The following is a 22,934-nucleotide window of genomic DNA, read 5'->3' as shown; positions in this document are numbered from 1 at the left end:
CGATCCCGGCGCCTCGTCGCGCCCGGAGGCCGTGCGCCGTCCCTCGCCGCCCGAGGTCGACCGGCGAGCCGCCTCCGAGGCCGCGATCGCGGCGCGCCGTGCCCGCGCCGCCGTGAAGAAGGCCGTCGCCGCCGGACGCCGCCCCGCGACCGCCGTGCTCGCGGCGGCCCAGGCCGAGCCGCTCGGAGTCGAGGGGCGGATGCGCGTCAGCGAGCTGCTCCGCGCCGTGCCCGCGCTCGGCGTGGTGAAGACCCCCCGGGTGATGGACCAGCTGCGGATCGCCGAGTCGAAGCGCCTCGGCGGGCTCGGCCGGCGCCAGGTCGAGGGCCTGGCGTCGTTCCTGGAGGAGCGGGAGTCGCGGCAGCGCCGCCCCGGCCGCAACCGCCTGCTCGTCCTCGCCGGTCCGACCGCGGTCGGCAAGGGCACCGTGTCCACCTACATCCGCGAGAACTACCCGGACGTCCTGCTCTCGGTCTCGGCCACCACCCGGGCCCCGCGTCCGGGCGAGGTGGACGGCGTCAGCTACTACTTCGTCGACGACGCCGAGTTCGACCGGATGGTCGCGGCGGGGGAGTTCCTCGAGTACGCCGTCGTCCACAACGCGCACCGCTACGGCACGCCCCGCGGTCCCATCGACGCCGCGCTGGAGCAGGGCCGCCAGGTGATGCTCGAGATCGACATCCAGGGCGCGCGCCAGGTGCGCGAGCGGATGCCGGACGCCCGCCTGGTCTTCCTCCTGCCGCCGAGCTGGGACGAGCTGGTCCGTCGGCTGGTCGGCCGCGGCACCGAGAGCGCGGAGGAGCAGGAGCGCCGCCTGGCCACCGCGAGGGTGGAGCTGGCCGCGCAGGACGAGTTCGATTTCGCCGTCGTCAACAGCACCGTGCCCGAAGCGGCCCGCGAGGTCGTAGAATTGATGTCGCCTCGTGCCGACGGCGCGCCCGCTGACCCGGGCCGCTGACACCGGGCCACCGACCACCTCCGGGCCGACGCCCCGGGTCCCACCGGGCTCACGCCCCTCGGGGCCCGCGCGCCGTGTTGCTCCGGAGCCGCAGATCGGCGCTGATGCGCCTGCAAGGAGACACCCATGGCCAACAACCTCGGCATCATCGACCCGCCCATCGACGAGCTCCTCTCGAAGGTCGACTCGAAGTACGCGCTGGTGATCTTCGCCTCCAAGCGCGCCCGCCAGATCAACGATTACTACGCCGATCTCCACGAGGGCAGCCTGTTCGACAACGTCGGCCCGCTGGTCGATTCCACCATCGACGACAAGCCCCTCTCGGTCGCACTGCACGAGATCAACGAGGACAAGCTCGTCGCCAAGCCCCTCGCCGAGTAGTCCCCTCCGGGTGGGCTCCTCTCTCGAGGCCGGCCGACGGCTCAACGTCGTCGTCGGCATCACCGGCGGCATCGCCGCGTACAAGGCCGTCGGAGTCGTCCGCGCGCTGGTCCTCGCGGAGCACGACGTGCACGTCGTCGCGACCGAGGCCGCGCTGCGCTTCGTCGGGAAGCCCACCCTCGAGGCCATCTCGCGGAACCCGGTCCACACCGAGCTCTACGAGGGCGTCGCCGAGGTCCGGCACGTGGCCATCGGCCAGGCCGCCGACCTCATCGTGATCGCGCCCGCCACGGCGCACACGCTCGCGAAGCTCGCCGCCGGTCTCGCCGACGACCTGCTCGGCAACACGGTGCTGGCGAGCACGGCCCCGCTCGTGGTCGCCCCCGCGATGCACACCGAGATGTGGGCGAACGCCGCCACCGTCGCGAACATGGCGGTGCTCCGCTCCCGCGGCGTGCACGTCGTCGGCCCCGCGGTCGGGCGCCTCACCGGCGCCGACTCGGGCCCGGGCCGCATGGAGGAGCCCGAGACGATCGTCGCGGAGGCCCTCGCCGTCCACGCCCGCTCCGCCTCCGCCCGCAGCGACCTCGCGGGCGTGCGCGTCCTCGTGACCGCCGGCGGCACCCGCGAGCCCCTCGACCCGGTGCGCTTCGTCGGCAACCGCTCCAGCGGCAGGCAGGGCGTCGCGCTCGCGCTGGCCGCTGCGGCCCGGGGCGCGGAGGTCACCCTCCTCGCCGCGAACCTCGACGTGCCGGCGCCGGAGGGCGTCACGGTCCTCCCGGTGGGCACTGCGCTCGAGCTGCGCGAGGCCGCCCTCGCCGCGGCCCCCGGCGCGGACGTCGTGATCATGGCCGCGGCCGTCGCCGACTACCGGCCCGCCGCGGTCGCCGAGGCGAAGATCAAGAAGGAGCAGCAGGGCGACCGGCTCGTCCTCGAGCTCGTCAAGAACCCGGACGTCCTCGCCGAGATCTCCGCCTCCCGGCGGGAGGGGCAGATCGTCGTCGGCTTCGCCGCGGAGACCGAGCCGGACCGGGACGCGATGCTCGCCCTCGGCCGCGCCAAGATCGTCCGCAAGGGCTGCGACCTGCTCGTCCTCAACAGGGTGGGCTGGGCCGAGGGTTTCCAGAGCGACAGCAACGCCGTCGTGGTCCTCGATCGGGCCGGCGTTATAGTTGGCGAGGCCTCGGGCAGCAAGGCGGAGGTGGCCGATCGCGTCCTCGACGCGGTCGTGCGCTAGCCCCGCCGGTCCGCCCGCCCAGGCGCCGATCGCCTGCCGCCCGGCATCGCGCCCGCCAGGCCACTCCCGGTACGAACGACCCCGGTGCGCACGAGCCGGGACGAGAAGAGAAGCATGACCTCCGGTCCCCTCCGCCTGTTCACCTCCGAGTCCGTCACCGAGGGCCACCCGGACAAGATCTGCGATCAGATCTCGGACCGCATCCTCGACGCCCTGCTCCGCGAGGACCCGCACAGCCGGGTCGCCGTCGAGACGCTGGTCACGACGGGGCTCGTGCACGTCGCGGGCGAGGTCTCCACGAGCGGCTACGTCGAGATCCCCAAGATCGTCCGCGACACGATCGTCGAGATCGGCTACGACTCCTCGGAGAAGGGCTTCGACGGCCGCTCCTGCGGCGTCTCGGTCTCGATCGGCCAGCAGTCGCCCGAGATCGCGGCGGGCGTCGACACGGCGCTCGAGGTCCGCTCCTCCGAGGCGGGCGAGGACGCCTTCGACCGCCAGGGCGCGGGCGACCAGGGCCTGATGTTCGGCTTCGCGACCGACGAGACCCCCGAGTACATGCCGCTGCCGAGCTGGCTCTCGCACCGCCTCGCCGAGCGCCTGGCCGCCGTCCGCAAGTCGGGCGAGCTCGACTACCTCCGGCCGGACGGCAAGACCCAGGTCACCATCGGCTACGACGGCACCACGCCGTCCACCATCGACACCGTCGTGCTGTCCACCCAGCACGCCGAGCACGTCAGCACAGAGACCATCCACGCGGACATCGCGGCGCACGTCATCCGCCCCGTGCTCGAGACGGTCGACCTCGACTCCTCCGCCGTGCGCCTCCTGATCAACCCGACCGGCCGCTTCGAGATCGGCGGCCCGCAGGGCGACGCCGGCCTCACCGGCCGCAAGATCATCGTCGACACCTACGGCGGAGCGTCCCGCCACGGCGGCGGCGCGTTCTCGGGCAAGGACCCGTCGAAGGTGGACCGCTCGGCCGCCTACGCCATGCGGTGGGTCGCCAAGAACGCGGTCGCCGCAGGGCTCGCCTCGCGGCTGGAGGTGCAGGTCGCCTACGCCATCGGCAAGGCGGCCCCGGTCGGCCTCTACGTCGAGACCTTCGGCACCGGCACCGTCTCCGACGAGACGATCACCGAGGCGATCCGCTCGGTCTTCGATCTGCGCCCGGCCGCGATCATCCACGCGCTCGACCTGCTCCGCCCGATCTACGCGCAGACCGCGGCCTACGGCCACTTCGGCCGTGAGCTCCCCGACTTCACCTGGGAGCGTCTCGACCGGGTCGACGACCTGCGCTCCGCCGCGGGCCTCTCGTAGCGGACGCGGCGGCGATGGCGACGAGCGGAGCCGTCGCGCGCGTGCTCCTGGACTCGCCCCTCCCGCAGCTCGACCGGCTCCTGGACTACGCGGTGCCGGAGGCGCTGCGCGGCGGGGTGGTCCCCGGCGTGCGCGTGCGCGTGCCGTTGCGCACCGGGGGCCGGATCGCCGACGCGTTCGTCGTCGAGACGGGGGAGGGGACCGAGCACGCCGGAGCGCTCAGCGGCATCGAGGAGCTGGTCTCGCCGCTCGTCGTGCTGACTCCGGAGGTCTGGGCCCTGGCCCGCCGAGTGGCCGACCGCGCCTCCGGCGGCGCGAGCGACGTGCTGCGCCTGGCCGTGCCGCGCCGCCACGTCCGCGTGGAGAAGGCGCGCCTCGCCGCGGGTCCCGCTCCTGCGGCGCCCGCGGTCGAGGCGGGCGGCGTGACGGGCTACCCCGACGCCTCCTTCGCCGGGCTGGCCGAGGGGGCCCGCCTGGCGGTCGGGGCCGTGCCGGCTCCCGTGAGGCTCGCCTCGGGCGCCTGGGTCGGCGGCTGGGCCGTCACGCTCGCCGAGCTCGCCCGGGAGACGCTCGCCGCGGGCCGCGACGCGATCCTGGCCGTCCCCGACTACCGCGACCAGGAGCAGCTGGAGCTCGCACTCGCCGCCCTCGTCCCCGCGGAGGCGGTGGTGCGCCTCGATGCGCGGCAGAAGGGCGCCGAGCGGTACTCCGCCTTCGTCCGCTGCCTCGATCCCGGGCCGCGGGTCGTCGTCGGCAACCGCTCCGTCCTCTACGCGCCCTCCTCCGCCGTCGGCCTGATCGCGCTCTGGGACGACGGGGATCCACTCTTCGCCGAGCCGCTCGCACCCTACGCGCACGCCCGCGACGTCGCCCTGGTGCGGCAGGAGCAGAGCGGCGCCGGCCTCGTCCTGCTCGGCAACACGCGCACGGTCGAGGTCGAGCGGCTCGTCGAGATCGGCTTCGCGACCGAGGTGGAGCCGCGGCCGAGCCGCCGCCCGCACGTCGTGCCGACGGCGCAGCAGTGGGCGGCCGACGAGCACGACGCGGCCGCGCGCATCCCCTCCTCCGCCTGGCGGGAGGCGCGGAAGGCCCTCGACTCCGGCCCGGTGCTGGTGCAGGTCGCGCGCCCCGGCTACGCGCCCGTGGTCGCCTGCGCCCGCTGCCGGACCGTCGCGCGCTGCAACCGCTGCCAGGGTCCGCTCGGCGTGCACTCCGAGGGCGGGCGGCCGAGCTGCGGCTGGTGCGGCCTGATCGCGGCCGACTGGACCTGCTCCGTCTGCGAGGCGACGGCTCTGCGCCTCGTCTCCCTCGGCGCCGGCCGCACCGCGGAGGAGCTCGGGCGCGCCTTCCCGGGAGCCAAAGTGATCGTCGCCGACGGGCAGCGCCCTGTGCTCACCCTCCCCGACGAGCCCGCGCTCGTCGTGGCCACGCGCGGAGCGGAGCCGCGGGCCGACGGCGGTTACCACGCCGTCCTGCTGCTGGACGGCGAGCGCATGCTGGCTCGCGAGAGCCTGCGGGTCGCCGACGACGCGCTCCGCACCTGGTCGAACGCCGCGGCGCTGGCCCGCCCGGGCGCCCCGGTGCTCCTGGTCGGGGTCGGCGGCCGGCTCGCGACCGCCCTGGCGACCTGGCGGCAGGCCGAGTACCTCCGGGCCGAGCTGCAGGAGCGGCGCGCTCTGCGGTTCCCGCCCGCGGTGCGCCTGGCGACGGTGAGCGGTGACGCGCACGCGGTGGAGGAGGCGCTCGATGCGCTCGACGAGGACGACCGGCACGAGGTGCTCGGTCCGGTCGGGCTCGAGGACGGCTCCGTCCGGGCGATCGTGCGGTTCGACTACGCTCGCGGTGCGGAGGTGGCCGCCCGCCTCCGCTCCGCCGTGATCCGCAACGCCACGCGCCGCCGTCGCCCGCCGACCACGCCCGGCCGCTTCCGGCCGGCCCCCCGGCTCCGGGTCCGTCTCGACGACCCCGACATCCTCTGACTCCCCAGGAGACCCCCGTGCGCCTCGTCTTCGCCGGCACGCCCGCCGCCGCCGTCCCGACCCTCCGCGACCTCGCCGCCTCCGCGCACGAGGTCGCCGCCGTGGTCACCCGGGAGGACGCCCCGGTGGGCCGCAAGCGCGTGCTCTCCCCCTCGCCGGTCGCCGTCGCGGCCGAGGAGCTGGGGATCCCGGTGATCCGGGTGAACCGCCTCGACGAGGACGTGACGGACCGGATCGCGGGGCTCGCCCCCGATCTCGGCGTGATCGTGGCCTACGGCGGCCTCGTCCGGCAGCGCCTGCTGGCGGTGCCGCGCCTGGGCTGGATCAACCTGCACTTCTCCCTGCTGCCGCGCTGGCGCGGGGCGGCCCCCGTCCAGCGGGCCCTGATGGCCGGCGACACGCGGATCGGTGCGAGCGTCTTCCAGCTGGTCGCCGAGCTCGACGCGGGCGACGTCTACGCCGAGCTCGCCGTCGACGCGGGGGAGCGCACCGCGGGCGAGCTGCTGGCGGAGCTGGCCGGGAGCGGCGCCGGCCTCACCCTCGGCGTGGTCGACGCGCTGGAGGAGGGCACGGCCGTCGCGACTCCGCAGGCCGGAGAGCCGACCCCCGCTCCCAAGCTCGACGCGGCCGACGGCCGGATCGACTGGACGCTCCCCACCGCGCGGGTCCTCGCGCTCGTGCGCGGAACGACTCCCGAGCCCGGAGCCTCGACCGCGGTGGGCGACGCCCGCCTCAAGGTGCTCGCGGTCCGCGCGGCGGAGGGCGACCTCGCTCCGGGCGTCGTCCGCCTCGACTCGGGGCGCGCCCTCGTCGGCACCGCGGACGGAGCGGTCGAGCTCGTCAGCGTCCAGCCCGCCGGCAAGAACCCGATGGCCGGCGCGGCCTGGGCCCGCGGTCTGCGCGAGAGCACGGTGCTCGCGTGAGCGCCCGGCGCGAGGCCGCTCCCGCCCGCCGGGTCGCCTACGACGTCCTGCTCGCGGTGAGCGGGTCGGACGCCTATGCGAACCTGGTCCTGCCGGCGCGGATCAGCGCCGCCGGCCTCTCGCCCGCCGACGCGGGACTGGCCACCGAGCTCTGCTACGGCACCCTGCGGATGTCCGGCTACTACGACCGCGTGATCGCCCTCGCGGCCGGCCGGTCCGTCGAGAGCATCGACGCGCCGGTGCTCGATGCGCTGCGCCTGGGCGTGCACCAGCTCCTCGCGACCCGCGTGGCCCCGCACGCCGCGGTGAACGAGAGCGTCGCGCTCGTCGCGGCCGGCTCCTCGCGGGGAGCGGTCGCCTTCGCCAACGCCGTGCTGCGCACGGTCTCCCGCTCCAGCGCCGTCGACTGGCGGGAGCGGGTCTCCGCCGCCGCGGTCTCCGGGGACGACCGGATCGCCGCGCTGAGCTCGCACCCCGTGTGGATCGTGCGCGCCCTGCGACGGGCGCTGGCGGCGGAGGGGGCGGCCGATGAGCTCGACGCGCTGCTCGACGCCGACAACGCGGCTCCGCGCGTGAACCTGGTCGCTCTGCCGGGCCTGGCGTCTCCCGGCGAGATCGCCGACGCCGAGCCCGACCGGTTCTCGCCGGTCGGCATGACCAGCACCGGCGGCGACCCGGAGTCGTTCCCCGCGGTGCACGAGGGCCGCGTGCGAGTGCAGGACGAGGGCTCCCAGCTCGCCGCTCTGGCACTCTCCCGGGCACGGCCGGTCCGCCCGGGCGAGCGCTGGCTCGACCTGTGCGCGGGACCCGGCGGCAAGGCGGCGCTGCTCGCGGCGGAGGCGCGCACGGGAGGGGCGTCTCTGCTCGCGAACGAGGTGGTCCCGGGCCGCGCGGGCCTGGTGCGGCAGGCGCTGGCCGCCGTCGATCCGTCGGTCGAGGTGCGCACCGGCGACGGGCGCGACCTGGGCGACGAGCAGCCGGGATCGTTCGACCGCATCCTCCTCGACGCGCCCTGCACCGGTCTCGGCGCGCTGCGGCGGCGGCCCGAGGCGCGCTGGCGCAAGTCCGCGGCCGACGTGGAGCCGCTGGCCGCCCTCCAGGGCGAGCTGCTGGACTCCGCGGTGCGGGCTCTCGCTCCCGACGGGCTGCTGGCCTACGTGACCTGCTCGCCGCACCTCGGCGAGACCCGGCGAGTGCTCGCCCTGGCGCAGGAGCGGCACGAGCTCGAGCTCGTCGACACGCCGGCCGTGCTGCGCGGGGTGACGGCGGACCCGCTCCCGCTGCCGGACGGGCCCCTCCACGTGCAGCTCTGGCCGCATCGGCACGGCACCGACGCCATGTTCGTGCAGCTCCTCCGCCGCCGGCCCCTCGAGTCGGCGTCGCCGGACGCCTGACGTCCGGAGCGGGAGCGCGCGCGGCCGGGCGGTCGCGGAGGACGCTCCGATCTAGGCTGGAGGCATGCCCGCACGGATCAACCCCAGCATCCTCTCCGCCGACTTCGTGAACTTCGAGGCCGAGCTGCAGCGCATCGCCGGAGCCGACCTCGTGCACGTCGACGTGATGGACAACCACTTCGTGCCGAACCTCACCTTCGGGCTGACCATGGTCCAGCGCCTCCAGGAGGTATCGCCCCGCCCGCTCGATCTGCACCTGATGATCGAGGACCCCGACCGCTGGGCCCCCGACTACGCCGAGACCGGCGCCTACTCCGTGACCTTCCACGCCGAGGCCGCGCGCGACGCCGTGGCCCTCGCGAGGCGCCTGCGCGAGATCGGATCGCGGGCGGGGATCGCGCTCAAGCCGGGCACGATGGTGGACGAGTACCTCGACCTCCTGCCCGAGTTCGACCAGGTCCTCGTGATGACGGTCGAGCCCGGCTTCGGGGGACAGTCCTTCATGGAGGAGACGATGCCCAAGCTGCGCACGCTCCGGAACGTGGTGGACCGCACCGGGCTCGACGTCTGGCTCCAGGTCGACGGCGGGATCGCACCCGGGACGATCGAGATCGCAGCGGAGGCGGGGGCCGACACCTTCGTCGCGGGCTCCGCGGTCTTCGGTGCGGACGACCCGGAGGCCGCGATCGCGTCGCTGCGCGAGACGGCGACCGCGCACCTGCACCGGCACTGAGGCGGCGCGCGGGCGCCGGGGGGCGGGGGCCGGAGGTCGTGCGGACTGCAGGCCCCTGTGCGATCTGCAGGCTCCCGTGCCGTCTGCAGGACTCTGTGCCGTCTGCAGGACTCTGTGCGATCTGCAGGATCCTCGGGCCGGATCGCCGGTCCTGCCGCTTGCGAGCCGCGCGAGAGCGCGAATCCCCTGCACACGGCCCCTGCAGACGGCAGGGTCGCCTGCACACGGCACGAACCCCTGCAGACGGCAGGGTCGCCTGCACACCGTACGAACCCCTGCAGACGGCACGACCTCCTGCAGACGGCACCGTCCCCTGCGAATCGCACCATCACCGGCGGATCGCGGGGGAGCGACGTCCGCGCACGTCCGCCCTGCACCGCAGCTCCCACGCGGCTGCGGCCCGCCCGCCGTATAGACTTCCCCGGTGAAAACTTTCGACGACCTCTTCGCTGAGCTGGGCGAGAAGGCCGCCGCCCGTCCCGAGGGTTCGGGCACCGTCCGCGAGCTCGACGCCGGCGTGCACTTCATCGGCAAGAAGATCGTCGAGGAGGCCGCCGAGGTGTGGATGGCCGCCGAGTACGAGGGCGATGAGCGCACCGCCGAGGAGATCTCGCAGCTGCTCTACCACCTCCAGGTGCTCATGCTCGCCAAAGGACTCACGACGGCCGACGTCTACCGGCATCTGTGAGCCCCGCCCCGCTCGCCGGGGTGCGCCTCCGCTCCGCGCCGTCGCGCCCGCACGCTCCCCGAGGAGCCGTGCCGCCCCCTGAACAGCCGTCGAGTCATGAAGGACGTCCCGTGACCACCACCCCCGCCCCGGCGCTCCTGCGCGTCGCCGTCCCCAACAAGGGCTCCCTCTCGGAGACCGCCGGTCAGATGCTCGCGGAAGCGGGCTACACCGGCCGTCGCGACCCGAAGGAGCTGCACGTCGTCGACGAGCGCAACGGGGTGGAGTTCTTCTACCTGCGCCCCCGCGACATCGCCACCTACGTCGGCTCCGGCGCTCTCGACGTCGGGGTCACCGGCCGCGACCTCCTGATCGACTCCGGCTCCGAGGCGCGCGAGATCGCGAGCCTCGGCTTCGCGAACTCCACCTTCCGCTTCGCCGGGCCCGCCGGCCGCTACGACGAGCTCGCGCAGATCGACGGCCTCCGCGTGGCGACCAGCTACCCGGGCCTCGTGGGCCGCTTCCTCCGGGAGCACGGCGTCGAGGTGACGCTGATCCGCCTCGACGGCGCGGTCGAGTCCGCGATCCAGCTCGGCGTCGCCGACGTCATCGCCGACGTCGTCGAGACCGGCACCACGCTCCGCAAGGCCGGCCTCGAGATCTTCGGCCCGGTCATCCTGGACTCGACCGCCGTCCTCGTCTCCGCCGCGGGAGAGCCCGAGGGCATCCCGGTGCTGCTGCGCCGCCTGCAGGGCGTGCTGGTCGCCCGCGAGTACGTGCTGCTCGACTACGACTGCCCCGTCGCGCTCCTCGAGAGCGCCACGGCGATCGCGCCGGGCTTCGAGTCGCCGACGGTGTCACCGCTGCACGACGCCGAGTGGGTCGCCGTCCGCGTGATGGTGCCCCGCTCGGACATGAACCAGGTGATGGACCGCCTGTACGACCTGGGCGCCCGCGCGATCCTGGTCACCTCCATCCACGCCGCGCGCCTGTAGAGGGGGAGCCGATGAGTCTCGCCGTCCGCGTCATCCCCTGCCTCGACGTCGCCGCCGGCCGCGTCGTGAAGGGCGTCAACTTCCAGAACCTGCGCGACGCGGGCGACCCCGTCGAGCTCGCCCGCCTCTACTTCGAGCAGGGCGCCGACGAGCTGACCTTCCTCGACGTCACCGCCACGGTCGACGACCGCTCGACCACCTACGACGTGGTGAGGGCGACGGCCGAGCAGGTCTTCATCCCGCTCACGGTCGGCGGAGGCGTGCGCAGCGCCGAGGACGTCTCGCGACTGCTCGCGCACGGCGCCGACAAGGTGGGCGTCAACTCGGCCGCGATCGCCCGGCCCGAGCTCCTCGGCGAGATCGCCGACGTCTTCGGCGCTCAGGTGCTCGTGCTCTCGCTCGACGTCAAGCGGAGCGACGCCACGGCGTCCGGCTTCGTCGTCACCACCCACGGCGGCCGCCGCGAGACCGAGCTCGACGCCCTGGCCTGGGCGGCCGAGGCCGTCGAGCGCGGCGCCGGGGAGCTGCTGGTCAACTCCATCGACGCCGACGGCACCAAGCAGGGCTTCGACCTCGAGCTGATCGCCGCGATGCGCGAGCTGAGCTCCGTGCCGGTGATCGCGTCCGGAGGCGCCGGCGCCGTCGAGCACTTCGCCCCGGCCGTCGACGCGGGAGCCGACGCCGTGCTCGCCGCCTCCGTCTTCCACAACCGCGAGCTGACGATCGGCGACGTCAAGCGCGCGCTCGCCGCCTCCGGGATCGAGATCCGATGACCCCCGCCGAGCTCGACGCCGTGCTGGACCGCGCCGCCTTCGATCCGGCCGGGCTCCTGCCCGCGATCATCCAGCAGCACGACACCCGCGAGGTGCTCATGATGGGCTGGATGGACCGCGAGGCGCTCCGGCGGACCCTCACCGAGGGCCGCGTCACCTTCTGGTCGCGCTCGCGTCAGGAGTACTGGCGGAAGGGCGACACGTCCGGTCACGCGCAGTACGTGCGGGGTGCCGCCCTCGACTGCGACGCCGACACCCTGCTGGTGCAGGTCGAGCAGATCGGCGCCGCCTGCCACACGGGCGAGCACGCCTGCTTCGACGTCGATCCCCTCGTCCCGTTCACCGGCCTCGGCCCGGCGGGTCGAGCATGAGCGGACGGCGGCTGAAGTACACCGCGATCCTCGGGGTCGTGCTGCTCGCCGCGCTCGAGCTGACCTCCTCCACGCAGACCTGGTCCACGCTGACCCTGGCCGCGATCGAGGGGGAGGGCCAGCGGATCGACGTGGCCGGGACCGTCGCCGCGCCCGCGCTCTCCGCTCTGGCGCTCGCGGGCCTCGCCCTCGCTGCGGCCCTGGCCATCGCCGGTCCCGTCTTCCGGATCGTGCTCGGACTGCTCCAGGCCGTCCTCGGCGCCTCGGTGGTGCTCGCGGCCGCGACGGCGCTGGGCGATCCCGCGCGCGCCGGGGCCGCGCTGGTCACGGAGGCGACCGCCATCGCGGGGGAGCAGTCCGTCGCGGCGCTGGTGGCCTCGTCCTCCGCGACGGCCTGGCCCGTCGTCGCCCTGGTCTGCGGCGTGCTCACGGCGCTGCTCGGGATCGGCGTCCTCGCGACCTCGCGCCGCTGGCCGGGGGCGGCGAAGAAGCGCGCGTCCCGCTTCGAGCCCGCCGACGGCTACGGCCACGGCGCGACGACCGTGCAGACGGACGACGGCGACATCGATCCGGTCGTCTCGTGGGACGAGCTCTCCCGCGGCGGCGACCCCACCTCCGGCCGCTGACACCGGCCGGGGCGCGTCCTGCGGTCCGGGATCCCGGCCTCCTGGGGGGCTCCTCGGGGCGAGTCCGGGGCCGGGCGCCCAGGCGCCTCACGCTAGACTGCTCTGGTCCCGATGCACCCCCAGGAGGAGACCCATGAGCACCGAGCACGACGACGACAACCACGGCCACTCGCCGGCAGCGTGGACGGCCGTCGTCATCATGCTGGTCGGATTCACGATCGGCACGATCGCGTTCTGGTTCGACGTGCCCCTGGTGGTCTGGCTCTCGGCCGGCCTGGTCGTGGTGGGCCTGCTCGTCGGCATGGGCATGGCCAAGGCGGGCTACGGCGTCGACGGCGCGAAGGCGAACCCGAAGGCGCGCGCCTAGGTGCTCGCCGACCTCACCGCCGGCGCCCTGGCCGACGCGGCCCGGCGCCGCGAGAGCGCTCCGCTCGAGGCCGTCGAGCGCCGTGCGCTCGCCCAGGCGCCCGCCCTCGACGCCCTCGCCGCACTGGCCCCCGCCGAGCGCGTCAGGATCATCGCCGAGGTCAAGCGCGCCAGCCCGTCGCGCGGAGCCCTCGCCGACATCCCCGTCCCCGCCGAGCTGGCCGGGCAGTACGAGCTCGGGGGAGCGAGCGCGATCAGCGTCCTCACCGAGGAGCGCCGCTTCAAGGGATCCCTCGCGGACCTCGAGGCGGTCCGGGAGCGCGTGTCGATCCCCGTCCTGCGCAAGGACTTCGTCGCCGAGCCGTACCAGGTCCTCGAGGCCCGCGCGGCCGGAGCCGACCTGGTCCTCCTCATCGTCGCCGCGCTCGAGCAGCCCCTGCTCGTCGAGCTGCACGCCCTCGTCCTCGAGCTGGGGATGACCCCGCTCGTCGAGACGCACTCGGCCGATGAGCTCGACCGGGCCGCGGACCTCGGCGCACGGCTCATCGGCGTGAACGCCCGCGACCTCTCCACCTTCCAGCTCGACCGCGACCTCTTCGGCCGCCTCTCCGAGCGCTTCCCCGACGACGCGGTGAAGGTGGCCGAGTCGGCCGTCCTCACCGCCGACGACGTCGCGCACTACCGCGGCTCCGGAGCGGACGTCGTCCTCGTGGGCGAGGCTCTCGTCACCGGCGGCGACCCCGTCTCCACCCTCGCCGGCTTCCTGGCGCACTGACCACACCGATAGGCGGTACCCCCATGGCACTCCGGGATGAACTCGGCCCCTACTTCGGCGAGTTCGGCGGACGCTACGTCCCCGAGTCCCTCGTCGAGGCCCTCGACGAGCTGAGCGCCGAGTACGAGCGCACGAAGGTCGACCCCGCGTTCGCCGCCGAGCTGATGGAGCTGCACCGCAGCTACACCGGCCGTCCGTCGATCATCACCGAGGTGCCGCGGTTCGCCGAGCACGCCGGCGGTGCGCGGATCATCCTCAAGCGCGAGGACCTCAACCACACCGGCTCGCACAAGATCAACAACGTGCTGGGCCAGGCGCTGCTCACCAAGCGGATCGGCAAGACCCGCGTCATCGCCGAGACGGGAGCGGGCCAGCACGGCGTCGCGACCGCCACGGCCGCCGCCCTGTTCGGCCTCGACTGCGTGGTCTACATGGGCGAGGTCGACACCGAGCGCCAGGCCCTCAACGTCGCCCGCATGCGCCTGCTCGGCGCCGAGGTCATCCCCGTGACGACCGGCTCGCGCACCCTCAAGGACGCGATCAACGACGCGATGCGCGACTGGGTCACGAACGTCGGCACCACGAACTACATCTTCGGCACCGTCGCGGGCCCGCACCCGTTCCCGGCCCTCGTCCGCGACTTCCAGAAGATCATCGGCGAGGAGGCGCGCGAGCAGGTCCTCGAGCTCACCGGCTCGCTGCCCACCGCGGTCACCGCCTGCGTCGGCGGCGGCTCCAACGCGATGGGGATCTTCCACGCCTTCCTCGACGACCCCGAGGTCCGCCTCGTCGGCTTCGAGGCCGGCGGCGACGGGATCGAGACGCCCCGCCATGCGGCGACCATCAGCAAGGGCCGCCCCGGCGTCCTGCACGGCGCCCGCAGCTTCCTCCTCCAGGACGAGGACGGCCAGACCGTCGAGTCGCACTCGATCTCGGCCGGCCTCGACTACCCGGGAATCGGCCCGGAGCACGCGTGGCTCTCGAGCATCGGCCGCGCCGACTACCGCGCGGTCACCGACTCGGCGGCGATGGACGCGCTCATGCTCCTCAGCCGCACCGAGGGGATCATCCCGGCGATCGAGTCCGCGCACGCGCTGGCCGGCACGCTGGAGCTCGGGCGCGAGCTCGGCCCCGAGGCCACCATCCTGGTGAACCTCTCCGGCCGCGGCGACAAGGACATGACGACGGCGGCGCACTACTTCGGCCTCATGGACCAGGGCGCGGTGCAGTCGTGAGCGGCCGCGGACCGAGCGTCGCCGAGACCGTCCGGCGCCGGAACGAGGAGGCGGCGGGCGCCCTGATCGGCTACCTCCCCGTCGGCTTCCCGGACCTGCCGACCAGCATCGACGCCGCCGTGGCCATGGCCGAGAACGGCGTCGACGCGATCGAGCTGGGCCTGCCGTACTCCGACCCGGTGATGGACGGTCCCGTCATCCAGGAGGCGACCCAGGCCGCCATCGCGGGCGGCTTCCGCCTCCGCCACGGCTTCGAGGCGGTCCGTGAGATCCGGGCGCGCGTCGACGTGCCGGTCCTGGTGATGACCTACTACAACCCGGTCCTGCAGTACGGGGTCGAGCGATTCGCCACCGATCTGGCCGAGGCCGGCGGGTCCGGCCTCATCACGCCCGACCTGATCCCGGACGAGGGCGCCGAGTGGCTCGCCGTCTCCGAGCGGCTCGGACTCGACCGCGTGTTCCTCGCGGCACCGTCCTCGACGGACACGCGCCTGCGTCAGGCCGTCGACTCGAGCCGCGGATTCGTCTACGCGGTCTCGACGATGGGCATCACCGGCGCGCGCACCGACGTCGACTCCGCGGCCCGCACCCTGGTCGACCGCCTCCGCGCCGCCGGCTCCGAGAGCGCGTGCGTCGGCCTGGGCATCTCGACCGGCGAGCAGGTCGCCGAGATCCTCGCCTACGCGGACGGCGCGATCGTCGGCTCCGCTCTCGTGCGCGCCCTGGCGTCCGGCGGTGTCGACGCGGTCGCCGAGACCTCCCGCGGCCTCGCCGAGGGCACCCGCCTGCGCTCCGCGCGCTGACACCCTCCCGCTACAATCGGGATGCCCACCGGGGCGCGGCCGAGCCGTGCCCGGGGGACCCCCTCCTTCGAAAGGTCGAGTACCGGTGTCCGTACCGCTGAGCATTCCGAGCCCCCCCGACGCGTGGAGTCAGTACGACCTCACGATCGGCACCTTCACGCTCGCGATCCACACCTACGCGCTCTGCATCCTCGCGGGGATCATCGTGGCGACGATCATGACGAACCAGCGCCTCAAGCGCCGCGGCGCCGAGCCGTGGGTCGTCCTCGACATCATCATCTGGGCGGTGCCGCTGGGCATCGTCGGCGCCCGCGCCTACCACGTGCTCACCCACCCCGGCGACTACTTCTACGACGGCGCCGACCCGTGGGAGGTCGTCCGCATCTGGAACGGCGGCAACGCCATCTTCGGCGGCCTGATCGGAGGCGCGGTCGGCGCGTTCATCGGCTGCCGCTGGACAGGAGTGCGCTTCTGGACCTTCGCCGACGCCCTCGCGCCCGGCATGCTCGCCGCGCAGGCGCTCGGGCGCCTGGGCAACTGGTTCAACCACGAGCTCTTCGGCCTGCCCACGACCCTGCCCTGGGGCCTCGAGATCGAGACCACCAACCCCGCCTTCCCCGTCGGCCTCCCGGCGGGCACGCTCTTCCACCCGACCTTCCTCTACGAGATCCTGTGGAACGTGGTGGGCATCGCGGTCATCCTCCTGCTCGAGCGCCGTCTGAAGCTGCAGTGGGGGACCGTCTTCGCCGCCTACCTGATCTGGTACGGGATCGGACGCGTCTGGTTCGAGTCCATCCGGATCGATCCGAGCGAGTTCTTCTGGGGCATCCGCACGAACGTCTGGGCCGCGCTCATCGCCGTGGTCGTCGGCCTGGTCCTCGTGGTGATCCAGAAGCGGGAGCACCCCGGTGCCGAGCCCTCGGCCTACCGCCCGGGTCGCGAGTGGACGCCCGCCCCGGCTGCGGTAGAATTCGAGGACGTCGAGTACGACTCCGACGACACCACCACCCCTGCTTCCGGCACCGACGCCGAGAAGCCGACGGTCTCCCGCACCTGACGGAGGTCGCGGAGCCTCCGCGACCGCCACCCGGGTGCCCGACACCTCCACGACCGCCCCATCGCGGCGCAGCCACGAGCGCTGCCGCGGGCGGGTCGTCGTGCAGGCACCGCCGACGGCGCGCGACGCTCGCGCCGCGGCAGAACCCTGCGGCCCTCCCGATCGGGGAGCCGCCCCTCCTCCACCACCGCGGGCCAGCGACGTCCCGATCAGCCATCACCCCCGTGAGGACGGTTCCCATGGCCTCCGCCCAGCCCTCGACCCCGGCCCGCGCCGTGCCCTTCCTGGGCATGCCGCCGGCGCAGGGGATGTACGACCCTGCCGCCGAGAAGGACGCGTGCGGTCTCGCGATGGTCGCCACCATGCGCGGCACCGCCGGCCACGACATCATCGACGCCGCGCTGAACGCGCTGCGCAACCTCGAGCACCGCGGCGCGGTCGGCTCCGACGCCGGAACGGGCGACGGCGCGGGCATCATCACGCAGATCCCGGACGAGTTCCTCCGCGCGGTCGCTCCCTTCGAGCTCCCACCGCTGGGCCAGTACGCGGTCGGCAACGCCTTCCTCCCGGTGGACGTGTTCGAACGCGAGCGGGTCAAGTCGACGATCGCCGACATCGCCCGCGAGGAGAACCTCGCCGTGGTCGGCTGGCGCTCCGTGCCCGTGCAGCCCGACGAGATCGGCACGCTCGCCCGGGCCGCCATGCCGGCGATCGAGCAGCTGTTCATCCGGAGCGAGCTGACCGACGAGAGCGGCACGCCCCTCTCCTCCATCCGCCTCGACCGCCTGACCTTCCGCCTGCGCAAGCGCGTCGAGCGCGAGCTCGAGGTCTACTTCATGTCGCTCTCGAGCCGGACGCTCGTGTACAAGGGCATGGTGACGACGCTCCAGCTGGAGCCGTTCTACCCGGACCTGTCCGACGAGCGCTTCGCCTCGAAGCTCGCGCTGGTGCACTCCCGCTACTCCACCAACACCTTCCCGTCGTGGCCGCTCGCTCAGCCGTTCCGGATGATCGCGCACAACGGCGAGATCAACACGGTGCAGGGCAACCGCAACTGGATGCGCGCACGCCAGTCGCAGCTGAAGAGCCGCGAGCTGGGCGACCTGGCTCCGCTGTTCCCGATCGTCTCGCCCGGCCGCAGCGACTCCGCCTCGTTCGACGAGACCGTCGAGCTGCTCAACCTGGCCGGCCGGTCGCTCCCGCACGCGGTCATGATGATGGTCCCGGAGGCCTGGGAGAACCAGGACGGCGCGCTCGACCCGAAGCGGCGCGCGTTCTACGAGTACCACTCGATGCTCATGGAGCCGTGGGACGGCCCGGCCGCGATCGTCTTCACCGACGGCGAGCTCGTCGGCGCCACCCTCGACCGCAACGGCCTGCGCCCCGGCCGCTACGTCGTCACCGACGACGGGCTCGTGGTGCTGGCCAGCGAGATCGGCGTGCTCGACATCGACCCCGCGAAGGTGGTCCGCAAGGGACGCCTCCAGCCCGGACGCATGTTCCTCGTCGACACCGAGCAGGGCCGCATCGTCGAGGACGAGGAGATCAAGGGGCAGCTCGCCGCCTCCGGTCCGTTCGAGGAGTGGCTCGAGAAGGGCCGCATCAACCTCAAGGACCTCCCCGAGCGCGAGCACATCGTGCACACGCCGGCGTCGGTCAACCGCCGCCAGCGCACCTTCGGCTACACGGAGGAGGAGGTCCGTCTCCTCCTGCTGCCGATGGCGCGCGCCGGTGCGGAGCCGCTCGGAGCGATGGGCTCGGACACCCCCGTGGCCGTGCTGTCGAAGCGCCCCCGCCTGCTCTTCGACTACTTCACGCAGGCCTTCGCGCAGGTGACGAACCCGCCGCTGGACTCGATCCGCGAGGAGGTCGTGACCTCGCTCCGCCTGGGGCTCGGCCCCGAGCGGAACCTGCTGACCGCCGGCGCCGAGCACGCACGCCAGGTGGTCCTCGACTTCCCGGTCATCGACAACGACGAGCTCGCGAAGATCCAGCACATCGCGCCGCGCCCGCTGAGCCACATCACCACGACGATCCGCGGCCTCTACCGCGTCGACGCGGGACCCCGGGCGATGCAGGACCGCATCGACGAGATGTGCGACGAGGCCGACGAGGCCATCGCCGCGGGAGCCCAGTTCCTGGTGCTCTCGGACCGCGACTCCACCAAGGACCTCGCGCCGATCCCGTCGCTGCTGATGCTCGCCGCCGTGCACCACCACCTCATCCGCACCGAGAACCGGATGCGCGTGGGGCTCGTGGTCGAGGCGGGCGACGTCCGCGAGGTGCACCACGTGGCGACGCTGATCGGCTACGGCGCCTCCGCGGTCAACCCGTACCTGGCGATGGAGACCTGCGAGGACCTGGTCCGCAGCGGCATGCTGTCGGACGTCTCGCCGGAGAAGGCCGTGAAGAACGTGATCAAGGCGCTCGGCAAGGGCGTGCTGAAGATCATGTCCAAGATGGGGATCTCCACCGTGTCGAGCTACGCCGGCGCGCAGACCTTCGAGGCCGTCGGCCTCAGCCAGGTGTTCGTCGACCAGTACTTCACCGGCACCGTCTCGAAGCTCGGCGGCATCGGCATCGACGTCGTCGCCGAGGAGAACGCCGCGCGCCACCGCGCCGCGTACCCCGAGGACGGCGCGATCGTCGCCCACGAGCGCCTGGCGGTCGGCGGCGAGTACCAGTGGCGCCGCGACGGCGCCCCCCACCTGTTCAACCCGGACACGGTGTTCCGCCTGCAGCACTCGACGCGCAACCGCCGCTACGACGTCTTCCGCGAGTACACGAAGATGGTCGACGACCAGGCGAGCTCGCTGATGACCCTCCGCGGCATGTTCACGCTCGACACCGCGGGACGCACCCCGATCCCGATCGACGAGGTCGAGCCGGTCGAGGCGATCGTCAAGCGCTTCTCGACGGGCGCGATGAGCTACGGCTCCATCTCGCCGGAGGCGCACGAGACCCTCGCCATCGCGATGAACCGCCTCGGCGCCAAGTCGAACACCGGAGAGGGCGGCGAGGACACCGAGCGGCTGCTCGACCCCGAGCGCCGCTCCGCGATCAAGCAGGTCGCGTCGGGCCGTTTCGGCGTCACGAGCATGTACCTCACCCACGCCGACGACATCCAGATCAAGCTCGCTCAGGGCGCCAAGCCCGGCGAGGGCGGTCAGCTGCCGCCCACGAAGGTCTACCCGTGGATCGCGCGCACCCGGCACGCGACCGCCGGCGTCGGCCTGATCTCGCCGCCGCCCCACCACGACATCTACTCGATCGAGGACCTGAAGCAGCTGATCTTCGATCTCAAGCGGGCGAACCCGTCGGCGCGCATCCACGCGAAGCTGGTCAGCCAGTCGGGCATCGGAGCGGTCGCCGCCGGCACCGCGAAGGCCCTCGCCGATGTGATCCTCGTCTCGGGTCACGACGGCGGCACCGGTGCGAGCCCGGTGAACTCGCTCAAGCACGCGGGCACGCCCTGGGAGCTCGGCCTGGCCGAGACCCAGCAGACGCTGATGCTCAACGGCATGCGCGACCGCGTGGTCGTGCAGGTGGACGGCCAGATGAAGACCGGCCGCGACGTCGTCATCGGCGCGCTGCTCGGAGCCGAGGAGTTCGGCTTCGCGACGGCTCCGCTGATCGTCGAGGGCTGCATCATGATGCGCGTCTGCCACCTCGACACGTGCCCGGTGGGCGTCGCGACGCAGAACCCGGAGCTGCGCCAGCGGTTCTCCGGCAAGCCCGAGTTCGTCGTCAACTTCTTCGAGTTCATCGCCCAGGAGGTGCGCGAGTACCTCGCGAAGCTCGGCTTCCGGAGCGTCGACGAGATCGTCGGCCACCGCGAGCTGCTCGACGTCGACCGGGCGATCGAGCACTGGAAGGCGAGCGGGCTCGACCTGACGCCGATCCTCGTCGGACCGGTCTTCACGGCCGAGGAGCCGCGCCGCCACGGCCGCGCGCAGGAGCACGAGCTCGAGCGCCACTTCGACAACGAACTGATCCGCCTCGCGGCGAACGTGCTCGACCACCGCGGCACCGTCCGGATCGAGCGCGAGATCAAGAACACCGAGCGCGCCGTCGGCACCATGCTCGGCCACGAGGTCACGGTCCGCTTCGGCGAGAACGGCCTGCCGGCCGACTCCATCGTCGTGTCGCTCCGCGGCTCGGCCGGGCAGTCGCTCGGAGCCTTCCTTCCCGCCGGCATCACGCTGCGGCTCGAGGGCGACTCCAACGACTACGTCGGCAAGGGCCTCTCGGGCGGCCAGATCGTGGTGCGGCCGGATCGCCGCAGCACCTTCGACGCCTCGACGAACGTGATCGCGGGCAACGTGATCGGCTACGGGGCGACCCAGGGCACCATGTTCATCCGCGGGATGGTCGGCGAGCGCTTCCTGGTCCGCAACTCCGGCGCCACCGCCGTGGTCGAGGGAGTGGGCGACCACGCGCTGGAGTACATGACGGGCGGTCTGGCCGTGATCCTCGGCGAGACCGGGCGGAACCTCGGCGCAGGCATGTCCGGCGGCACCGCCTACATCCACGGCCTGCGCCGCGAGCTCGTGAACCGCGACGCGATCGCCTCCGGCGAGCTGACCCTCTCCGAGCTCGGCAGCGCCGATGTGGAGATCCTGCGCGACCTGCTCGAGCGGCACGTCGCGGAGACCGAGTCGACCCTGGCCCAGGGGATGCTCGACGATTTCGACGGAACGGTCTCGCGTTTCGTCAAGGTACTGCCCCGCGACTTCGCCGCGGTGCTCGCGACGCGCGCATCCGCTGTGGAGGAGGGGCTCGACCCCGACGGCGACGTCGTCTGGGGACGGATTCTGGAGGTGACCGGTGGCTGATCCCAAGGGGTTCCTGAAGGTGCAGGACCGGGAGCTGCCCAAGCGGCGTCCCGTGTCCGTCCGCCTGATGGACTGGAAAGAGGTCTACGAGCAGGGCGACTCCGCCGTGCTGCGCCGGCAGGCGGGCCGCTGCATGGACTGCGGCATCCCGTTCTGCCACAAGGGCTGCCCGCTGGGGAACCTGATCCCCGAGTGGAACGACCTGATGTGGCGCGGCGAGGGTCGCCAGGCGATCGAGCGCCTGCACGCGACGAACAACTTCCCGGAGTTCACGGGCCGGCTCTGCCCGGCGCCGTGCGAGTCGTCCTGCGTGCTCGGCATCAACCAGCCGGCCGTCACGATCAAGCAGATCGAGGTCTCGATCATCGATCAGGCGTTCGGCAACGACTGGGTGCAGCCGCACCCGCCGGAGCGCCTGACCGGCAAGACCGTCGCGGTCGTCGGCTCCGGACCCGCGGGGCTCGCCGCCGCGCAGCAGCTCACCCGCGCCGGGCACACCGTCGCGGTCTACGAGCGCGACGACCGCATCGGCGGCCTCCTGCGCTACGGGATCCCGGACTTCAAAATGGAGAAGAAGCACCTCGAGCTGCGCCTGAACCAGATGAAGGCAGAGGGCACCCGCTTCCGCGCGGGCGTCGACATCGGCTCCGACATCACCTGGGACGACCTGCGGGCGCGCTACGACGCGGTCGTCGTCGCCACCGGCGCCCTCGTGCCGCGCGATCTGCCGATCCCGGGTCGCGACCTCGACGGCGTACACTTCGCCATGGAGTACCTCGTGCAGTCGAACCACGCGATCGCGGGCGACCGCGTCTTCGAGCAGATCTCGGCCGAGGGCAAGCACGTCGTCGTCCTGGGTGGAGGCGACACCGGAGCGGACTGCATCGGCACCGCCCATCGCCAGAAGGCCGCCTCGGTCACGAACCTGGCGATCGGGCAGCAGCCGCCGTCGCAGCGCCCGGACAGCCAGCCCTGGCCGATGGACCCGACCGTGTTCGAGATCTCGAGCGCTCACGAGGAGGGCGGGGAGCGGATGTTCCTCGCGTCGACCGTGGAGTTCCTCGCGAACGAGGGCGGCGAGGTCCGCGCGGTGCGCGTGGCCGAGACCGAGTACCTCGACGGACGCCGCGTCCCCAAGGCGGGCACCGAGCGCGAGATCCCGGCGGACCTGGTCCTCCTGGCGCTCGGCTTCACCGGTCCGGAGTCGGACCACCTCGGCCGCCAGCTCGAGGTCCCCTTCACCGAGCGCGGCAACGTCGCGCGCGGCGACGCCTTCGAGACCAGCGTCCCCGGGGTCTTCGTGGCCGGAGACGCCGGGCGGGGCCAGTCCCTGATCGTCTGGGCGATCGCCGAGGGCCGCTCCGTCGCGGCCGAGGTCGACCGCTACCTCGAGGGCACGACCCAGCTGCCCGCGCCGGTCGGTCCGAACGACCGGGGCTTCACGCTCTAGTCCCCGGGACGCGATAGTCTCGGCCCGCCAGCAATCAGCTCACCCTCCCCGCTAAC

Annotated in this window: 20 protein-coding genes; all 20 read left to right on the top strand. The window is 73.2% G+C overall.

Going from position 1 to position 22,934, the window contains the following annotated elements; genetic code table 11:
• The first annotated feature begins 31 nt into the window (after nt 1-31).
• The 20 genes from gmk to C5D44_RS01605 all read left to right on the top strand — a co-directional run bounded on the left by gmk (nt 32) and on the right by C5D44_RS01605 (nt 22,878).
• Complete coding sequence (gene gmk / locus C5D44_RS01700; RefSeq protein WP_104277687.1) at nt 32-958, top strand: guanylate kinase; 927 nt, start codon at nt 32-34, stop codon at nt 956-958.
• Nucleotides 959-1,084: 126 nt separating this feature from the next.
• Entirely contained in the window at nt 1,085-1,339 is a 255-nt protein-coding gene (rpoZ, locus tag C5D44_RS01695; protein ID WP_104221835.1) for a DNA-directed RNA polymerase subunit omega, read from the top strand.
• Between the two features lie 10 nt (nt 1,340-1,349).
• The gene (gene coaBC, locus C5D44_RS01690) at nt 1,350-2,576 is read left to right on the top strand and encodes a bifunctional phosphopantothenoylcysteine decarboxylase/phosphopantothenate--cysteine ligase CoaBC (protein ID WP_104280644.1); all 1,227 of its coding nucleotides are present in this window, start codon (nt 1,350-1,352) and stop codon (nt 2,574-2,576) included.
• A gap of 114 nt (nt 2,577-2,690) precedes the next feature.
• Complete coding sequence (metK, locus tag C5D44_RS01685) at nt 2,691-3,896, top strand: methionine adenosyltransferase (RefSeq protein ID WP_104221839.1); 1,206 nt, start codon at nt 2,691-2,693, stop codon at nt 3,894-3,896.
• 14 nt (nt 3,897-3,910) lie between these two features.
• Complete coding sequence (locus C5D44_RS01680; RefSeq protein WP_104280643.1) at nt 3,911-5,875, top strand: hypothetical protein; 1,965 nt, start codon at nt 3,911-3,913, stop codon at nt 5,873-5,875.
• 17 nt (nt 5,876-5,892) lie between these two features.
• A complete protein-coding gene (locus tag C5D44_RS18370; RefSeq protein ID WP_104280642.1) occupies nt 5,893-6,798 on the top strand; it encodes a methionyl-tRNA formyltransferase in 906 nt (301 codons plus the stop codon).
• Entirely contained in the window at nt 6,795-8,192 is a 1,398-nt protein-coding gene (locus C5D44_RS01670) for an RsmB/NOP family class I SAM-dependent RNA methyltransferase (protein ID WP_258067840.1), read from the top strand. Before C5D44_RS18370 ends, C5D44_RS01670 begins: the two co-directional genes overlap by 4 nt.
• Nucleotides 8,193-8,256: 64 nt before the next feature.
• Nucleotides 8,257-8,925, top strand: coding sequence for a ribulose-phosphate 3-epimerase (gene rpe, locus C5D44_RS01665; RefSeq protein ID WP_104277692.1), 669 nt, complete (start codon nt 8,257-8,259; stop codon nt 8,923-8,925).
• A 424-nt stretch (nt 8,926-9,349) separates the two neighbouring features.
• Nucleotides 9,350-9,613, top strand: coding sequence for a phosphoribosyl-ATP diphosphatase (locus C5D44_RS01660; RefSeq protein WP_055791842.1), 264 nt, complete (start codon nt 9,350-9,352; stop codon nt 9,611-9,613).
• Nucleotides 9,614-9,723: 110 nt separating this feature from the next.
• A complete protein-coding gene (hisG, locus tag C5D44_RS01655) occupies nt 9,724-10,587 on the top strand; it encodes an ATP phosphoribosyltransferase (protein ID WP_104221851.1) in 864 nt (287 codons plus the stop codon).
• An 11-nt stretch (nt 10,588-10,598) separates the two neighbouring features.
• Nucleotides 10,599-11,360: an imidazole glycerol phosphate synthase subunit HisF gene (gene hisF, locus C5D44_RS01650; RefSeq protein ID WP_104221853.1), complete on the top strand. Its 762-nt coding sequence runs from the start codon at nt 10,599-10,601 to the stop codon at nt 11,358-11,360.
• A complete protein-coding gene (gene hisI / locus C5D44_RS01645) occupies nt 11,357-11,731 on the top strand; it encodes a phosphoribosyl-AMP cyclohydrolase (RefSeq protein WP_104280640.1) in 375 nt (124 codons plus the stop codon). Before hisF ends, hisI begins: the two co-directional genes overlap by 4 nt.
• A complete protein-coding gene (locus C5D44_RS01640; RefSeq protein WP_104280639.1) occupies nt 11,728-12,357 on the top strand; it encodes a Trp biosynthesis-associated membrane protein in 630 nt (209 codons plus the stop codon). Before hisI ends, C5D44_RS01640 begins: the two co-directional genes overlap by 4 nt.
• Nucleotides 12,358-12,490: 133 nt before the next feature.
• Nucleotides 12,491-12,724, top strand: coding sequence for a DUF6704 family protein (locus C5D44_RS01635; protein ID WP_104275568.1), 234 nt, complete (start codon nt 12,491-12,493; stop codon nt 12,722-12,724).
• Nucleotides 12,725-13,498: an indole-3-glycerol phosphate synthase TrpC gene (gene trpC / locus C5D44_RS01630; RefSeq protein ID WP_104275569.1), complete on the top strand. Its 774-nt coding sequence runs from the start codon at nt 12,725-12,727 to the stop codon at nt 13,496-13,498. It abuts the gene before it with no gap.
• A 23-nt stretch (nt 13,499-13,521) separates the two neighbouring features.
• The gene (trpB, locus tag C5D44_RS01625) at nt 13,522-14,733 is read left to right on the top strand and encodes a tryptophan synthase subunit beta (RefSeq protein ID WP_104225310.1); all 1,212 of its coding nucleotides are present in this window, start codon (nt 13,522-13,524) and stop codon (nt 14,731-14,733) included.
• Nucleotides 14,730-15,536: a tryptophan synthase subunit alpha gene (trpA, locus tag C5D44_RS01620; RefSeq protein ID WP_104232657.1), complete on the top strand. Its 807-nt coding sequence runs from the start codon at nt 14,730-14,732 to the stop codon at nt 15,534-15,536. The genes trpB and trpA overlap by 4 nt, the downstream gene beginning before the upstream one ends.
• 85 nt (nt 15,537-15,621) lie before the next feature.
• Nucleotides 15,622-16,593 carry a prolipoprotein diacylglyceryl transferase gene (gene lgt, locus C5D44_RS01615; protein WP_258067216.1) on the top strand — a complete coding sequence of 324 codons (972 nt, stop codon included), beginning with the start codon at nt 15,622-15,624 and terminating at the stop codon, nt 16,591-16,593.
• A 239-nt stretch (nt 16,594-16,832) separates the two neighbouring features.
• Complete coding sequence (gene gltB / locus C5D44_RS01610) at nt 16,833-21,428, top strand: glutamate synthase large subunit (protein ID WP_104275570.1); 4,596 nt, start codon at nt 16,833-16,835, stop codon at nt 21,426-21,428.
• On the top strand, nt 21,421-22,878 hold the full coding sequence (locus C5D44_RS01605) for a glutamate synthase subunit beta (RefSeq protein ID WP_104275571.1): 1,458 nt from the start codon (nt 21,421-21,423) through the stop codon (nt 22,876-22,878). Before gltB ends, C5D44_RS01605 begins: the two co-directional genes overlap by 8 nt.
• Nucleotides 22,879-22,934: the final 56 nt, after the last annotated feature.

The sequence above is a fragment of the Rathayibacter sp. AY1B5 genome, from assembly GCF_002932795.1.
GTDB lineage: Bacteria > Actinomycetota > Actinomycetes > Actinomycetales > Microbacteriaceae > Rathayibacter.
This window is presented reverse-complemented; position numbering and strand designations above follow the sequence as displayed.

What these genes read in the sequence shown, in the direction of transcription:
- gltB (WP_104275570.1), top strand. Translation starts at nt 16,833, where the DNA reads ATGGCCTCCGCCCAGCCCTCGACCCCGGCCCGCGCCGTGCCCTTCCTG.
- C5D44_RS01640 (WP_104280639.1), top strand. Translation starts at nt 11,728, where the DNA reads ATGAGCGGACGGCGGCTGAAGTACACCGCGATCCTCGGGGTCGTGCTG.
- hisI (WP_104280640.1), top strand. Translation starts at nt 11,357, where the DNA reads ATGACCCCCGCCGAGCTCGACGCCGTGCTGGACCGCGCCGCCTTCGAT.
- rpoZ (WP_104221835.1), top strand. Translation starts at nt 1,085, where the DNA reads ATGGCCAACAACCTCGGCATCATCGACCCGCCCATCGACGAGCTCCTC.
- rpe (WP_104277692.1), top strand. Translation starts at nt 8,257, where the DNA reads ATGCCCGCACGGATCAACCCCAGCATCCTCTCCGCCGACTTCGTGAAC.
- C5D44_RS01680 (WP_104280643.1), top strand. Translation starts at nt 3,911, where the DNA reads ATGGCGACGAGCGGAGCCGTCGCGCGCGTGCTCCTGGACTCGCCCCTC.
- C5D44_RS01635 (WP_104275568.1), top strand. Translation starts at nt 12,491, where the DNA reads ATGAGCACCGAGCACGACGACGACAACCACGGCCACTCGCCGGCAGCG.
- trpB (WP_104225310.1), top strand. Translation starts at nt 13,522, where the DNA reads ATGGCACTCCGGGATGAACTCGGCCCCTACTTCGGCGAGTTCGGCGGA.
- hisF (WP_104221853.1), top strand. Translation starts at nt 10,599, where the DNA reads ATGAGTCTCGCCGTCCGCGTCATCCCCTGCCTCGACGTCGCCGCCGGC.
- metK (WP_104221839.1), top strand. Translation starts at nt 2,691, where the DNA reads ATGACCTCCGGTCCCCTCCGCCTGTTCACCTCCGAGTCCGTCACCGAG.